The 14,620-nt window shown below is 68.6% G+C and carries 13 protein-coding genes; 6 read left to right on the top strand and 7 right to left on the bottom strand.

Features of this window, described 5'->3' with window-relative positions:
- Positions 1-126 precede the first annotated feature (126 nt).
- The 4 genes from hutU to hutI are packed head-to-tail and all read right to left on the bottom strand — an operon-like array spanning position 127 to position 5,385.
- On the bottom strand, positions 127-1,794 hold the full coding sequence (hutU, locus tag ABE473_RS11140; protein WP_346489505.1) for a urocanate hydratase: 1,668 nt from the start codon (positions 1,792-1,794) through the stop codon (positions 127-129).
- The gene (gene hutG, locus ABE473_RS11135) at positions 1,791-2,624 is read right to left on the bottom strand and encodes an N-formylglutamate deformylase (protein WP_346489504.1); all 834 of its coding nucleotides are present in this window, start codon (positions 2,622-2,624) and stop codon (positions 1,791-1,793) included. The genes hutU and hutG overlap by 4 nt, the downstream gene beginning before the upstream one ends.
- Complete coding sequence (gene hutH / locus ABE473_RS11130; RefSeq protein WP_346489503.1) at positions 2,621-4,162, bottom strand: histidine ammonia-lyase; 1,542 nt, start codon at positions 4,160-4,162, stop codon at positions 2,621-2,623. The genes hutG and hutH overlap by 4 nt, the downstream gene beginning before the upstream one ends.
- A gap of 23 nt (positions 4,163-4,185) precedes the next feature.
- Positions 4,186-5,385: an imidazolonepropionase gene (gene hutI / locus ABE473_RS11125; protein WP_346489502.1), complete on the bottom strand. Its 1,200-nt coding sequence runs from the start codon at positions 5,383-5,385 to the stop codon at positions 4,186-4,188.
- A 63-nt stretch (positions 5,386-5,448) separates the two neighbouring features.
- Between hutI and ABE473_RS11120 the strand changes: the two genes are divergently transcribed.
- Entirely contained in the window at positions 5,449-6,825 is a 1,377-nt protein-coding gene (locus ABE473_RS11120; RefSeq protein WP_346489501.1) for a formimidoylglutamate deiminase, read from the top strand.
- Positions 6,826-6,852: 27 nt separating this feature from the next.
- Positions 6,853-7,581 (top strand): histidine utilization repressor, encoded by a 729-nt coding sequence (hutC, locus tag ABE473_RS11115; RefSeq protein ID WP_346489500.1) that lies wholly within the window; start codon positions 6,853-6,855, stop codon positions 7,579-7,581.
- Positions 7,582-7,584: 3 nt separating this feature from the next.
- Here hutC and ABE473_RS11110 read toward each other — a convergent pair whose 3' ends face one another.
- The 3 genes from ABE473_RS11110 to ABE473_RS11100 all read right to left on the bottom strand — a co-directional run bounded on the left by ABE473_RS11110 (position 7,585) and on the right by ABE473_RS11100 (position 9,702).
- The gene (locus ABE473_RS11110; protein WP_346489499.1) at positions 7,585-8,571 is read right to left on the bottom strand and encodes a restriction endonuclease; all 987 of its coding nucleotides are present in this window, start codon (positions 8,569-8,571) and stop codon (positions 7,585-7,587) included.
- Between the two features lie 262 nt (positions 8,572-8,833).
- Positions 8,834-9,328, bottom strand: coding sequence for a phasin family protein (locus ABE473_RS11105; RefSeq protein ID WP_176988510.1), 495 nt, complete (start codon positions 9,326-9,328; stop codon positions 8,834-8,836).
- A gap of 98 nt (positions 9,329-9,426) precedes the next feature.
- Positions 9,427-9,702, bottom strand: a complete 276-nt coding sequence (locus ABE473_RS11100; RefSeq protein ID WP_176988511.1) for a polyhydroxyalkanoic acid system family protein — start codon at positions 9,700-9,702, stop codon at positions 9,427-9,429.
- A gap of 121 nt (positions 9,703-9,823) precedes the next feature.
- On the opposite strand from ABE473_RS11100, the gene ABE473_RS11095 reads away from it, so the two are divergent.
- The 4 genes from ABE473_RS11095 (at position 9,824) to aroA (ending at position 14,526) form a co-directional block, all read left to right on the top strand.
- Positions 9,824-10,624, top strand: a complete 801-nt coding sequence (locus ABE473_RS11095; RefSeq protein ID WP_176988512.1) for an FHA domain-containing protein — start codon at positions 9,824-9,826, stop codon at positions 10,622-10,624.
- Positions 10,625-10,760: 136 nt separating this feature from the next.
- Complete coding sequence (serC, locus tag ABE473_RS11090) at positions 10,761-11,846, top strand: 3-phosphoserine/phosphohydroxythreonine transaminase (RefSeq protein WP_346489498.1); 1,086 nt, start codon at positions 10,761-10,763, stop codon at positions 11,844-11,846.
- An 85-nt stretch (positions 11,847-11,931) separates the two neighbouring features.
- Complete coding sequence (gene pheA, locus ABE473_RS11085) at positions 11,932-13,095, top strand: prephenate dehydratase (protein WP_346489509.1); 1,164 nt, start codon at positions 11,932-11,934, stop codon at positions 13,093-13,095.
- 117 nt (positions 13,096-13,212) lie between these two features.
- Positions 13,213-14,526: a 3-phosphoshikimate 1-carboxyvinyltransferase gene (aroA, locus tag ABE473_RS11080; RefSeq protein ID WP_346489497.1), complete on the top strand. Its 1,314-nt coding sequence runs from the start codon at positions 13,213-13,215 to the stop codon at positions 14,524-14,526.
- The last annotated feature ends 94 nt before the right edge of the window (positions 14,527-14,620 follow it).

Here is a 14,620-nt window from a genome sequence, read left to right as displayed (position 1 = left end):
GGCGGGGGGCCGGAGCTCCACCACCACGCCTAGCCTTGGGGTGCCCCCCCTCCCCGGGTGGTTGCCGCCCCGGGGCCGCCACTACCTTGAACTGTGGCCCCGGCGCTCGGCCGGGGCCCTCCCGCATCAGCCCAGAATCCCAGGCAGATCCAGCCCCTTCTCCTTCGCGCAGTCCACCGCGATCTCATACCCCGCATCGGCATGCCGCATCACGCCCGTGGCCGGGTCGTTCCACAGCACGCGCGCGATGCGCTTGGCCGCGGCCTCGGTGCCATCGCAGACGATGACCATGCCGGCATGCTGAGAGAAGCCCATGCCGACGCCGCCGCCATGATGCAGCGACACCCAGGTGGCGCCGCTGGCGGTGTTGAGCAGGGCGTTGAGCAGCGGCCAGTCAGAGACAGCATCGGAGCCGTCCTGCATGGCCTCGGTTTCGCGGTTGGGCGAGGCGACGCTGCCCGAATCCAGATGATCTCGGCCGATCACCACCGGCGCCTTCAGTTCGCCGTTGGCGACCATCTCGTTGAAGGCGAGGCCCAACCGATCACGATCGCCCAGGCCGACCCAGCAGATGCGCGCGGGCAGGCCCTGGTACTTGATCTTCTCGGCGGCCATGTCGAGCCAGCGGTGCAGGTGCGGGTTGTCCGGGATCAGTTCCTTGACCTTGGCATCGGTCTTGGCGATGTCCTCCGGATCGCCGCTGAGTGCGGCCCAGCGGAACGGGCCGATGCCGCGGCAGAACAGCGGGCGGATGTAGGCGGGCACGAAGCCGGGGAAGTCAAATGCATCTTCCACGCCTTCTTCCAGCGCCATCTGGCGCAGGTTGTTGCCGTAGTCCACCGTCGGTACGCCGAGCGAGTGGAAGCCGAGCATGGCGCGGATGTGGTTGGCCATCGACGCGCGCGCGGCGGCTTCGACTTCCTTCGGCGCGGAGACGCGCTTCTCGTCCCATTCCTCCACGGTCCAGCCCTGCGGCAGGTAACCGTTGACCGGGTCGTGCGCGGAGGTCTGGTCGGTCAGCAGGTCCGGCTTCACGCCGCGGATCAGCAGCTCGTCCAGCACGTCGGCAACGTTGCCGAGCAGGCCGACCGAGAGCGGCTTCTTCGCGGTGCAGGATTCCTCGATCAGGCGCAGCGCTTCGTCGAGGTCATCGGTCCAGGTGTCGAGATACCCGGTGCGCAGACGCATCTCGATGCTGCTCTTGCGGCATTCCACCGCGAGGCAGGAAGCCCCGGCCATCACCGCGGCCAGCGGCTGCGCGCCGCCCATGCCGCCCAGGCCACCGGTGAACAGCCATTTGCCGGCCAGACTGCCGTTGTAGTGCTGGCGGCCCATTTCCACGAAGGTCTCGTAAGTGCCCTGCACGATGCCTTGGGCGCCGATGTAGATCCAGCTGCCCGCGGTCATCTGGCCGTACATCGCCAGGCCCTTCTTGTCGAGCTCGTTGAAGTGGTCCCAGTTGGCCCAGCGCGGCACCAGGTTGGAGTTGGCGATCAGCACGCGCGGGGCATCCACGTGGGTGCGGAACACGCCGACCGGCTTGCCGGACTGCACCAGCAGGGTCTGGTCATCCTCCAGCCGCTGCAGGGTCTCGATGATTTTGTCGTAGCTTTCCCAGTCGCGCGCGGCGCGGCCGATGCCGCCGTAGACCACCAGCTCCTGCGGGCGCTCGGCCACGTCCGGGTGCAGGTTGTTCATCAGCATGCGCAGCGGGGCTTCGGTCAGCCAGCTCTTGCAGGTCAGCGTGGTGCCGGTCGGGGCGAGGATGGTGCGGGTGGAATCGAGACGGGTCATGCAGCACTCCGGGACGTAGCGAAGTCGAGACAGGCATCGAGCACCTGCTGCAGCGTGGCGCGCAGCGGGGCGGCGTGATCGGGATCCAATGGCGTGGGCCAGCTGTGCTCATCCACGGCCTCGGGCTCGTGCATGTAGCCGCGGCAGGCCAGCTCCATCTGCAGCGTGTGCACGCCGCCCGGGATGTCGCTGTAATGGCGGGTGATGTAGCCGCCCTTGAAGCGGCCGTTGCGCACATGGCTCATGCCGCTCATCGCGCACAGGTTGTCGACCACGTCGGTCAAGGCGTTGTCGCAGGTGGTATCGCCGTTGGTGCCGAGGTTGAACTGCGGCAGCTGGCCATCGAACAGGTGCGGGATGTGCGAGCGGATCGAGTGCGCGTCGTACACCACCACGGTGCCGTGCTCGGCGCGCAAACGCGCGATCTCCGCGGCGAGCGCATCGTGGTACGGCACGAACCAGGTGTCGCGGCGGCGCGCGATCTCGGCCTCGTCCGGTCCGTGGCCATCCCGGTACAGCGGCTGGTTGTCGAAGGTGGTCAGCGGGCACAGGCCGGTGGTGTTCTGGCCCGGGTACAGCGAGGTGCCGCTGGGGTCGCGGTTGACGTCGATGACCGAGCGCGACACCGCCGTGCGCACCGTGGTGGCGCCCATCTGCTGCGCGAAGGCATACAGCTCGTGCACCCACCAGTCGGCGTCGCGACGGGCCAGCCACGGCGACAGGAACTGCGAGGCCAGTGCATCCGGGAGTTCGGTGCCGGTATGCGGGAAGCTGACGATCAACGGCACGTCGCCGCGGTGGATCTGCAGCCAGTCCGGATGCGCGGTCATGACAGCGGCTCTAGGGGCGGCAGGATGTCGCCGAGGCCTTCAGCGAGCACGCCGCTGCGCACCAGATTAGTGGCGGCGACCATGTCCGGATGGAAATAGCGGTCGTCTTCCAGCGTCGGCACCTGCGCGCGCAGGCGCTGGCGGACTGCTTCCAGCGCGTTGCTGGAGCGCAGCGGCGCGTGGAAATCACAGCCCTGCGCGGCGGCGAGCAGCTCGATGCCGATCACGTTGGCGGCGTTTTCGGCCATCGCCATCAGGCGGCGCGCACCGTGTGCGGCCATCGAGACGTGGTCTTCCTGGTTGGCCGAGGTCGGGATCGAGTCGACGCTGGCCGGATAGGCGCGCTGCTTGTTTTCCGAGACCAGCGCAGCGGCGGTGACCTGCGGAATCATGAAGCCGGAGTTGAGGCCGGGCTTCGGGGTGAGGAAGGCGGGCAGGCCGGACAGCGCCGGGTCGACCAGCATCGCGGTGCGGCGCTCGCTGATCGAGCCGATCTCGCATACCGCCATCGCCAGCATGTCCGCCGCGAAGGCGACCGGCTCGGCGTGGAAGTTGCCGCCGCTCAGCGCCTCGTTGGTATCGGTGAACACCAACGGATTGTCGGAGACGCCGTTGGCTTCGATCGCCAGCGTGGTGGTTGCCTGGCGCATCACGTCGAACGCGGCGCCCATCACCTGCGGCTGGCAGCGCAGGCAGTACGGATCCTGCACGCGCACGTCGTTGTCGCGGTGCGATTCGCGGATCGCCGAGCCCTGCATCAGGGTGCGCAGCGCGGCGGCGGTGGCGATCTGCCCGCGCTGGCCGCGGATGCTGTGGATGCGCGGGTCGAACGGGGTGTCCGAGCCCTTGGCCGCTTCCACCGAGAGCGCGCCGGTGACCAGCGCCGCACGGAACACAGTGTCGATCGCGAACAGGCCGGCCAGTGCGTAGGCGGTGGAGTACTGGGTGCCGTTGAGCAGCGCCAGGCCTTCCTTCGCGCCGAGCACCAGCGGGGCCAGGCCGACCTTGGCCAACGCCTCGGCAGCCGGCAGGCGCTCGCCATCGACGAAGGCTTCGCCGACACCGATCATCACGCTCGCCAGATGCGAGAGCGGGGCCAGGTCGCCCGAGGCGCCGACCGAGCCCTGGCACGGAATGACCGGAATGAAATCGTGCTGCAGGAACGCTTCCAGCAGGGCCAGCGTCTGCGGGCGGATACCCGAGGCGCCCTGGGCCAGGCTGGCCAGCTTCAGCGCCATCATCAGGCGCACCACGGGGGCCGGCATGGGCTCGCCGACGCCGGCCGCATGCGAGAGCACGATATTGCGCTGCAGGGTTTCCAGATCCTCGCGCTCGATGCGCACGCTGGCCAGCTTGCCGAAGCCGGTGTTGATGCCATACACCGGGGCGCCCTTGGCGACGATGTCGGCCACCGTCTGCGCACTGCGCAGCACGGCCGCGGCCGCGGCCGGGTCCAGCCGCACCCGCGCGCCGTCGTGGATGGCGCGCCATTGCGCCAGGGTCACGGCGCCGGGGTGCAGGGTCAGGGTAGTGCTCATGGAATCTCCAGACATCACAGGGTTCATGCGGGTTGGCCGCGCATCACGCGGGCGTGCAGGGGGTTGAAGCCCATGCGGTAGACAAGGTCGGCGGGGGCCTCGATGTCCCACAGGGCGAGGTTGCAGTCCAGGCCGACCGCCAGCCGGCCGATCCGGTCCTGCCGGCCCAGTGCACGTGCCGCTTCGCGGGTGAACCCGGCGATGCATTCGTCCACGGTCATGCGGAACAGGGTGGCGGCCATGTTCATCGCCAGCAGCGGGCTGGTCAGCGGCGAGGTGCCGGGGTTGGAATCGGTGGCCAGTGCCAACGGCACGCCGGCCGCGCGCAGTGCGGGGATCGGGGGCAGGGTGGTGTCGCGGGTGAAGTAGAACGCGCCCGGCAGCAGCACGGCCACGGTGCCGGCGCTGCGCATCGCGGCGATGCCGTCGGCGTCGAGGTGTTCGATATGGTCGGCCGACAACGCACCATGGCGCGCCGCCAAGGCAGCACCGTGCTGGTTGCTGAGCTGCTCGGCGTGGATCTTGATCGCCAGCCTGTGCTGTTGCGCGGCGACGAAGACCTGCTCGGCCTGCGCGGCGCTGAAGGCGATGTTCTCGCAGAACACGTCCACCGCTTCGGCCAGTCCGGCGGCCGCAACGGCCGGAATCATGACGTTGCAGACCTCGTCGATGTACTCCTGCGCCTCGCGGCCCGGCGGAATCGCATGCGCGCCGAGGAAGGTCGGCACGATCTCGACCGCGCGCCGGCGGCCCAGCTCGCGCGCGACCTGCAACTGCTTGGTCTCATCGGCGAGGGTCAGCCCGTAACCGGATTTGATCTCGATCGTGGTGATGCCTTCGGCCAGCATGGCGTCGAGCCGGGGCAGGCTGGCGGCGAGCAGGTCGGCCTCGCTGGCGGCGCGGGTGGCGCGCACGGTGGAGACGATGCCGCCGCCGGCGCGGGCGATATCGGCATAGCTCACGCCCTGCAGGCGCTGCTCGAACTCGCCGGCACGGTTACCGGCATAGACCAGATGGGTATGGCAGTCGATCAGGCCGGGGCTGATCCAGCGCCCGGCGCAGTCGATGCGCTGGGCCGGCTGCAGATGATCGGCCGAGCCGGCCGCCCCCACATGCACGATGCGGCCATCGGTGGCGGCGATGACGCCATCCTCGATTACGCCCAGGCCCGGGCCGTCGACGGTGATCAGGTTGGCGTGGTACCAGAGGGTGTCACAGTGCATGGCAGCAACCACATCGGTGTATATGTCTATACAATATAGGCGCCTCTTCCGGGATGTCCAGTGATGCCAGCCAACCCCGCACCGATCCTTCGTTTTCACGCTGCCCGCGCGCTGCTGCCACACGGCTGGGCGCGCGATGTACGCATCCTCAGCCAGGGCGGCACGCTTCTCGAGGTGACCGAAGGTGCGTCGGCCGAGCCGGGCGATATCGCGCTGGCGATCGCGCTGCCGGGCCTGGGCAACCTGCACAGCCACGCCTTCCAGCGCGGCATGGCCGGGCTGACCGAGATCGGCGGCAACAGCGGCGACAGCTTCTGGAGCTGGCGTGAGCTGATGTACCGCTTCCTGGCGCATCTGCAGCCCGAGGCCATGCAGGCGATCGCCGAGCAGGCCTATGTGGAGATGCTGGAATCCGGCTTCACCCGGGTCGGTGAGTTCCATTACCTGCACCATGGTCCGGACGGCGCGCCGTATGCCAACCGCGCCGAGATGGCCGAGCGCATCGCCGCCGCTGCCCACTCAAGCGGGATTGGCCTGACCCTGTTGCCGGTGTTCTACGCGCATGCCGATTTCGGTGGTGCCGCGCCGAACCCGGCCCAGCGCCGTTTGATCCACGACGTCGACGGTTTTGCCGCGCTGCTGCAGGGCTGCACGCGCGCGCTGCAGGGCCAGGACGATGCGGTGCTCGGTTTCGCCCCGCACAGCCTGCGCGCGGTGACCGGCGAGGAGCTGTCGGCGCTGCTGCCGCTCAACCAGGGGCCCGTCCACATCCACATCGCCGAACAGACCCGCGAGGTCGATGCCTGCGTGGCCTGGAGCGGCATGCGCCCGGTGCAGTGGCTGTACGAGCACGCGCCGGTGGATGCGCGCTGGTGCCTGGTCCATGCCACCCACATCACCGAGGCGGAGATGCGGCAGATCGTGGCCAGCCGTGCGGTGGCCGGTCTGTGCCCGATCACCGAGGCGAACCTGGGCGACGGGCTGTTCCCGATGCAGGCCTTCGCGCGTGCCGGTGGCCGGTTCGGCGTGGGCTCGGACTCCAACGTGCTGATCGACGCGGCCGAAGAACTGCGCCTGCTCGAGTACGGCCAGCGCCTGCAGCTGCGCGGGCGCAATGTGCTGGCCCCGGGCGATGGTCAGTCCACCGGCCGCTGGCTGTACGAACAGTCGTTGAACGGTGCTGCGCAGGCCTTGGGCGTGAGCACCGGGCTGCAGGCCGGCGCGCCGGCCGACCTGGTCGAACTCGATCCGGACCACCCGGCGTTGATCGCCCGCGACGGTGATGCCTTGCTTGACAGCTGGGTGTTCGCCGCACGTAATGGCGCCGTGCGATCGGTGTGGCGCCAAGGGCGCCAGTTGGTCCGTGACGGTCGCCACCCGCAACGCGAGGCGGTGGCCGCACGGTTCGCCGCGGCACTTCGACCGTTGTTGGGGGTCTGATCCGACCCTCCCATGCAGGAATCCAGAGTGACGGGCAAGAAAGCAGCAACCCTCAATCAGCGCATCCGTGCTGATCTGGAAAGCCGCATCCTCAGTGGACAGTGGGAGCCTGGCTTCCGCATCCCCTACGAACACGAGCTGATGGAACAGTACGGCTGTTCGCGGATGACCGTGAACAAGGTGCTGACCGCGCTGGCCGAGAGCGGCATGATCGAGCGCCGCCGCCGTGCGGGCTCGTTCGTCGCGCGCCAGCCGCCCCACCTGGAACAGGTCGCGCTGGAAATCCCCGACATCGCGATGGCGGTGGAAGCGCGTGGCCATCTCTACGGGTACCAGCTGCTCGAGCGTGCCTACCGGCGCCCGCGTGAGCAGGTGGCCGAGGAAACCACATTGGCCGGCGGCGAGAAGCTGCTGGCGATCCGCTGCCTGCACCTGGCCGATGGCCGGCCGCTGGCGCTGGAGCACCGCCTGATCAGCCCGGTCGGCGTGCCGGAGGTGCTGGCGGTGGACTTCGAGACGACGGCGCCGGGCAGCTGGCTGCTGCAGAACGTCTCGTGGACGCGCGCCCAGCACCGGATCAGTGCCTGGGGCGCCGATGACGCGGCAGCGACGCTGCTGCAGGTCAAACCCGGCACGGCGTGCCTGGTCATCGACCGCCTCACCTGGCGCGGCGAGCAGCCGATCACCTGCGTGCGGCAGATGTTCCTGGGCGATGCCTACGATCTGGTCGCCCGGTTCTCGCCGGGCGCGCGGTGAGCCTTACAGCGTCGTGCACTGCCGCCAGCGGACCGGCTCATCCACGCCCGGGCGCGGGTTGAGCTGGATGCGCACGGTGCGCAGCGCCGGATAGCGGACCACTTCCTCGCAGATCAGCGGCCAGATCGTGTCGATCTCGCCGGTGCGGTTGATCGCCAGCGTCTGCCGGGTCAGCCAGATGCCGCTGGCCACGCCGGGGCGGGTAGCGACGTTACGTGACAGTTCCTGCTGATAGCGGTCCAGCGTGGCGTCGTCCGGGTTGGCGTCCATCGCTGGCGCGGCGGTATCGGCGGCGCGGTCTTCAGCCGCCTCAGGCGCTGGCGGGGCTGTCGTCGCCGCCGCAGCGGGCTGGGCGCTGCCCGCTGCGGGTGCTGTCGCTGCCCACTCCTTTTCCAGCCCGGCGGTCAGCGAGCCCAGCCCGACCAGCAGGCCCAGCGTCACCGCCCCCAGCGCTGCGATCGAGATACGGCGGATCGCCTCGCCACGGGCACCGGCCTCGACACGGGCTTCCATGTCGCCCGGCAGGTAGGGCTTCAGCAGCGGCCACAGCAACGGGCCGTCGAGCACCTCCACCCCCTGCTTTTCAGCGGCGATGCGACCGTCGCGCTCGACCTTGCCCTCGGTGATCAGGATCCCGCCACGGGCACCGGCCAGGCGCGCGGCGGCGCCCAGCTCGTTCACCGCCGCCGTGCCGATCCGGTAGGCGCGGCCGTGCTTGCACGACAGCAGCCAGCGTTGCGGGCCATCGTGCATCAGGAAATCGCTGCGCGGTTCGCGGCTGTCGGCGGCCTCGTCGGGCACGTCCTGCAGGCCGCGCTGCTCGTGCATCGCACGCCGCACGATCAGGGAAAACTCGCGCCAGTGCATGCCGGCCAGGGCATTCAGGCCGAGCTGGGTCTCCTTGCGCTTCCGTTTGATCAGCCAGAAGTAGGCCGTGGCCACGAACCAGGCGATGAGGGCCAACAGCAGGGCCAGGATCCAGGAGAGCATGCAGGGGGATATGAACAGGGAAGTACGACAGACAGTTTATATGCGCCTTTGCACGTCTGCGGCGCGTCGTTTCCGGGGCGTTTCGCATCCGGCGATCACGTCAGTGACGGCGGTCTCACTTTGCGCCGATCCGCCCACCGGGCGCCCACAAAAAACCCGCCAATCCAGAGCCGTGAGGGGAGGGAACAAACGGCGGTGGAAGCGATTGGCGGGTCGGTTTCGATTGTCAACAAAGTTCTGCTGCTTTGCAACAATCGCGGGATCAGGCGTCGGAGGTGGGCGACTGGTGGGTGCCCGGCGACGGTGCGCCGGACGGCGAGGCATTGCGGGCCTCGGCCCGGTTGACCCGGGTGTTCAGCGCATCGATGCGGGCATTGAGCGCGGCGACATCCTCGGCGGTCGGGATGTGCAGGCGCTTGAGCACGCCCTGGACCCGGTCATCGAAGGCCTTCTCGACCTTGTCCCAGGTGCCGCTGGCCTTCTCGCGGGCCTCGCCGAGGTGCTCCTCGACATTGTCGCGCCAGCGCGGCGCATCGCCGGTCTGCTCGCGGTTGCGGGCCTCGATGTTCTCGCCCTCCTTGACCAGGTTGTCGAAGACGCGGCTGCCTTCGGCCTGCGCACGCCCGAAGGCGCCCAGGCCCGCCAGCCAGATCTGCTGGGCCGAATCGGTCAGCTTGCGCGAGAAGCGCTCGGCCTGATCCTGCAGCGAGGGCTTCTCGCCGGGGATGCGATCGTCGAAGTCGTTGGGTGAATTCATGGGGCGATCCCTTGGGTGGACACCCCTGGATCGTATGCATCGCCGGCTTCAAGCGATGTGATGGCCGGCGCCTGTGCGACGCCGGGCCGGGCGTCGGTTCAGCCGAGCTTTTCCTTGAGCACGCGCTGGATCTCGCTCTCCACCATGCCCTTCATCGCCGACAGCAGGAAGCCGAGCTTGGCGGTGACCTGCACCTGCCCGGGCTGCAGGGCGATCTCGCCGTCCACGCCGGAGCCGCTGAAGTTCAGCACGTCGCCGACCCAGTTCGATTGCAGGCCGAAACGCTCGGACAATTTGGCGGCGACGTCTTCGATGGCCTGGCGCGCATTTTCAGCGGGCAGGGAATGGGGATGACGGATATCGATGCTGGACATACGGACTCCTGGCGGACAACAGCGCGGATTTGGGCGTGCATTGTGCGCATCCTCAGGCACAACTCCAAGGTCTGCGTCACACTTCTTCTTCCCTGACATTCAACCTGCTAGGCTGCGCCGCGTGCAGAACCTGCTAGTTCACTTCACTCAACGCCAACACCCCGACCAGCCGCTGCGGCCCGGGGTGCAGCGCATCGTGCGTCATGCTTCGGGCACTGTCCGGCTTGGCGATGACACCCCCGGCACCCTGCTGCTGGCCCAGTTCTGCCTGGACGACCGTGGCCTCTGGCTGCAGGTGGCCAACGGCATCCGTGGCATCCACGTCAACGGCCGCCCCGTGCGCCGGATGGCGCTGCTGCGCGCCGGCGACGCCGTCTACGCCGATGGCGTGGAGATGGTGGTGCAGGGCGATTGCGAGGCGCTGGTCCATGCGCCGCCGCGCAGCGACGATGGCGGCGACGACCAGCGCCTGCTGCGCGGGGTCGGCGGCCAGCACCACGGGCGCAGTTTCACCCTCGACCGCCCGCGCGTGATCGGGCGCGGGCCCGAGGCGGACATCGTCATCGACGACCCGGCCTTCGCCGAGCAGCACGCGCGCCTGGAACAGCACGGCGAGCGCCTACTGCTGCGCGACCTGGGCGCAGGCGAGTCCACGCGGGTCAATGGCGTCACCGTTCGCCATTGCTGGCTGCAGCCCGGCGACCAGCTGGTCTTCGATGCCCAGCACCGCTTCGTGCTCGAAGTCCCGCACGACGGCCGCAAGCGCATCGTGATCGAGGAAGAGGACGATGGCTTCGAAGCACGTCAGCGCCCTGAACCGGTCGCGGCGCCCAAGCGCGTGAGCCGCTGGCCGTGGCTGTTGGCCAGTGCATTGCTGTTGGCGGCCGCCCTTAGTGGCCTCCTCTGGTTTGGGGCGAGGTAGTGCCGGCCGCTGGCCGGCAACCAAGCACGCCCGGCGTGGGCCATTAGATTCGTTTGCAACCAAATTCGCCTTGTCCTGCAAGGCCTAAAGGCTGGTGCGCTGCGGCATACTAGGGGTCTTGCCCCATAGGTGTGACATGACGCGCGCGTTCAATTTCAGTGCCGGCCCTGCAACCCTGCCGGAATCGGTCCTGCGCCAGGCGCAGGAAGAGATGTTGGAGTGGAACGGCGCGGGCGCCTCCATTGTCGAAATGAGCCACCGCGGCCCGGAGTTCATGGCCGTCGCCGCCCAGGCCGAGGCTGATCTGCGCCGCCTGATCGGCATCCCGGACGACTACGCGGTGCTGTTCCTGGCCGGTGGCGCGACCACCCAGCAGGCCCTGCTCGCGCTCAACTTCGCCCAGCCCGGCCAGACCGTGGATTACGTGCTCACCGGGCACTGGGGCAAGACCGCGATCAAGCAGGTCAGCCCCTATGTCACGGTCAATGTCGCCGCGAGCAGCGAGGCCAACGGCTTCCACGACATCCCGGCGCGGGCCGGTTGGCAGCTCTCCGATGACGCGGCCTACGTGCACATCACCGCCAACGAAACCATCCACGGGGTCGAGTTCCGTGATACCCCGGACGTGGGTGACGTGCCGCTGTTCGCCGATTTCAGCTCCTCGATCGCCAGCGAACCGCTGGATGTCAGCAGATACGGTCTGATCTATGCCGGCGCGCAGAAGAACCTCGGCCCGGTCGGCGTATCGGTGGTGATCGTGCGCCGCGACCTGCTCGAGCGCAGTGGCCAGCCGCGTGCGGACATCTTCGATTACCGCTCGCACGTTGCCCGCGATTCCATGCTCAACACGCCGCCGACCTGGAACTGGTACCTGGCCGGGCTGGTGTTCCAGTGGATGCTGGCCGAAGGCGGCGTGGAAGAATTCGCCCGCCGCAACGCGGTCAAGTCGGGCCTGATCTACGGGGCGATCGACCAGTCCGGCGGCTTCTACCGCAATGAAGTCGTCCCGGCCGCACGCTCGCGCATGAACATCCCGTTCTTCCTGCCTGACGAGGCGCTCAACGCGCGTTTCGTCAGTGAATCCAAAGCCGCCGGCCTGCTGGCGCTGAAGGGTCACAAGGCGGTCGGCGGCATCCGTGCTTCGCTGTACAACGCCATGCCGGTGGAGGGCGCGCAGGCGCTGGCCGCCTTCATGCGCGATTTCCAGCAGCGCAACGGCTGACGCATTCGTTTTCCCCGGGGCGCTCGCCGCCCCACTGCACCGGAACCCCCAGATGGCCACCAAACCCGCCAAGCCCAAGGCCGCCATGCCGGCGCCGACCCCGCCCAAGGCTGCTGCCCCCGCGAAGAAGGCCAAGGCCACCAAGCGCGATGCTGCGCCGGCCGTTGCCGCGCCCGTGCTGTCGGACGTGCGCGCCAAGATCGACCATATCGACCGCAGCATCCAGGCGCTGATCGCCGAACGCGCCAACTTCGCCCACCAGGTCGGCAAGGCCAAGGGCAAGCTCGCCGCGGCCGTGGATTACTACCGCCCCGAGCGCGAAGCGCAGGTGCTGCGCATGGTGGTGGACCGCAACGAAGGCCCGCTCAGCGATGAAGTGCTGGTCCACGTCTACCGGGAAATCATGTCCGCCTGCCTGGCCCAGCAGGAACCGCTGAAGATCGGTTACCTCGGCCCGGAAGGCACGTTCAGCCAGCAGGCGGTGCTCAAGCATTTCGGCCGCTCCGCGCTGGGCCTGCCGCTGGCCAGCATCGAAGAAGTCTTCCAGGAAGTGGAAGCGGGCAACGCCGATTTCGGCGTGGTGCCGGTGGAAAACTCGGGGCAGGGCACGATCCAGATCACGCTGGACATGTTCCTGACCTCCAACCTGAAGATCTGCGGTGAAGTGGAGCTGCGCGTGCAGCAGTACCTGATGTCGCGCAGTGGCCGGCTGGAGGATGTCGAGCGCGTGTACGGCCACCCGCAGTCGTTCATGCAGACCTCTTCGTGGCTGCGCGCGAATCTGCCGAAGGCCGAGAAGATTCCGGTCTCCAGCAACGCCGAGGGCGCGCGCCGCGCCCGCAATGCCGAAGATGCCGCCGCCATCGGTGGCGAGAGCGCCGGGCATGTGTACGGCCTGAAGAAGGTAGTGACCAAGCCGATCCAGAACGACGCGGACAACACCACGCGCTTCCTGGTCATCGGCCGCAACATCTTCCCGACCTCCGGCCACGACCGCACCTCGGTGCTGGTGTTCATCCACGACAAGCCCGGTGCGCTGTTCGACGTGCTCAGCCCGTTCGCGCGGCATGGCATCAGCATGAACCGGATCGAGTCGCGTCCGTCGCACAACGCCAAGTGGGAATATGGCTTCTTCATCGATCTGGCTGGCCATGTCGAGGACGAGGCGATGCAGGCGGCCCTGGCCGAACTGAAAGCCCACTCGGCGCAGATCAAGATCCTCGGCTCCTATCCGGTCGCCGTGCCCTGATCCGAACGGCGCAGCCGCTTCGCGCGCTGCGCCCGGTCCGGCGTCCCCCTGGGCGCTGCGGCCCCTCCCGCACTCCGTTGCATCGCCGCCGCGGCGGCCCGCCCCATAGGATTTCCGATGACCGCTTCTCCGTACTGGATCGCCCACAAGGGCCAGCCCCTGCAGGGCAGCCTGACCATTCCCGGCGACAAGTCCGTCTCGCACCGCTCGGTGATGTTCGCCGCGCTGGCCGATGGCGTCTCGCGCATTGACGGTTTCCTGGAAGGCGAAGACACCCGCGCCACGGCGGCGATCTTCGCGCAGATGGGCGTGCGCATCGACACCCCGTCGCCCTCGCAGCGTGTCGTACATGGCGTCGGCGTGGATGGACTGAAGGCGCCGGGCGCCCCGCTGGACTGCGGCAACGCCGGCACCGGCATGCGCCTGCTGGCGGGCCTGCTGGCTGCGCAGCCCTTCGATTCGGTGATGGTCGGCGATGAATCGCTGTCGCGCCGTCCGATGCGCCGCGTGACCGGTCCGCTGGCCGAGATGGGCGCGAAGATCGACACCGAGGCCGACGGCACGCCGCCGCTGCGGGTGCACGGTGGCCAAGCGCTGCGCGGTATTGGATTCGCCTCCCCGGTGGCGAGCGCGCAGGTCAAATCCGCGGTGCTGCTGGCCGGTCTCTATGCCGACGGCGAAACCTCGGTCACCGAGCCGCACCCGACCCGCGATTACAGCGAGCGCATGCTGCGCGCGTTCGGCGTGGACATCGAGTTCTCGCCGGGCAAGGCCCGCCTGCGTGGCGGCCAGCGCCTGCGCCCGACCGATATCGTGGTGCCGGCCGATTTCTCCTCGGCGGCGTTCTTCCTGGTGGCCGCGAGCGTGATTCCAGGCTCCGCGCTGCGCCTGCGTGCGGTGGGCCTCAACCCGCGCCGCACCGGCCTGCTGGCCGCGCTGCGGCTGATGGGGGCCGATATCACCGAAGAGAACCATGCCGAGCAGGGTGGGGAAGCGGTGGCTGATCTGGTGGTGCGGCATGCGCCGCTGCACGGCGCCGAGATTCCCGAAGCGCTGGTGCCGGACATGATCGACGAGTTCCCGGCGTTGTTCGTGGCTGCTGCCGCCGCGCAGGGCAACACCGTGGTGCGCGGTGCGGCCGAACTGCGGGTCAAGGAGTCGGATCGTCTTGCCGCGATGGCGACCGGCCTGCGCACGCTGGGCGTGCAGGTGGACGAAACCGAGGACGGCGCGACCATCCACGGTGGCGGGGTGCTGGGCAGCGGCACCATCGAAAGCCACGGCGACCACCGCATCGCGATGGCCTTCGCGATTGCCGGCCAGCTCAGCAGCGGCGAAGTGCGGGTCAATGACATCGCCAACGTGGCGACGTCCTTCCCGGATTTCGATGGCCTGGCGACCGGTGCGGGTTTTGGGCTTCGCGCCGGTTGAGATAATGCCGGGACCTGCCGCTGCTGCGTCCAGATGTCGGGTATGCGTGGTTGCCGGGCAGCGCCCGGCACTACCTCGGCCTCGCGCCGTCGCG

The organism is Stenotrophomonas sp. TWI700 (genome assembly GCF_039673645.1).
Classification (GTDB): Bacteria; Pseudomonadota; Gammaproteobacteria; order Xanthomonadales; family Xanthomonadaceae; genus Stenotrophomonas; species Stenotrophomonas maltophilia_AA.
The sequence above is the reverse complement of the archived record's forward strand: the minus strand, read 5'-3'. Positions and strand labels throughout refer to the sequence as shown.

Excerpts from the sequence above, each read along its gene's own strand:
- serC (WP_346489498.1), top strand. The coding sequence starts at position 10,761 with ATGACGCGCGCGTTCAATTTCAGTGCCGGCCCTGCAACCCTGCCGGAA.
- ABE473_RS11105 (WP_176988510.1), bottom strand. The coding sequence starts at position 9,328 with ATGAATTCACCCAACGACTTCGACGATCGCATCCCCGGCGAGAAGCCC.
- aroA (WP_346489497.1), top strand. The coding sequence starts at position 13,213 with ATGACCGCTTCTCCGTACTGGATCGCCCACAAGGGCCAGCCCCTGCAG.
- hutI (WP_346489502.1), bottom strand. The coding sequence starts at position 5,385 with ATGCACTGTGACACCCTCTGGTACCACGCCAACCTGATCACCGTCGAC.
- ABE473_RS11110 (WP_346489499.1), bottom strand. The coding sequence starts at position 8,571 with ATGCTCTCCTGGATCCTGGCCCTGCTGTTGGCCCTCATCGCCTGGTTC.
- hutG (WP_346489504.1), bottom strand. The coding sequence starts at position 2,624 with ATGACCGCGCATCCGGACTGGCTGCAGATCCACCGCGGCGACGTGCCG.
- ABE473_RS11100 (WP_176988511.1), bottom strand. The coding sequence starts at position 9,702 with ATGTCCAGCATCGATATCCGTCATCCCCATTCCCTGCCCGCTGAAAAT.
- hutU (WP_346489505.1), bottom strand. The coding sequence starts at position 1,794 with ATGACCCGTCTCGATTCCACCCGCACCATCCTCGCCCCGACCGGCACC.
- hutH (WP_346489503.1), bottom strand. The coding sequence starts at position 4,162 with ATGAGCACTACCCTGACCCTGCACCCCGGCGCCGTGACCCTGGCGCAA.
- pheA (WP_346489509.1), top strand. The coding sequence starts at position 11,932 with ATGCCGGCGCCGACCCCGCCCAAGGCTGCTGCCCCCGCGAAGAAGGCC.
- ABE473_RS11120 (WP_346489501.1), top strand. The coding sequence starts at position 5,449 with ATGCCAGCCAACCCCGCACCGATCCTTCGTTTTCACGCTGCCCGCGCG.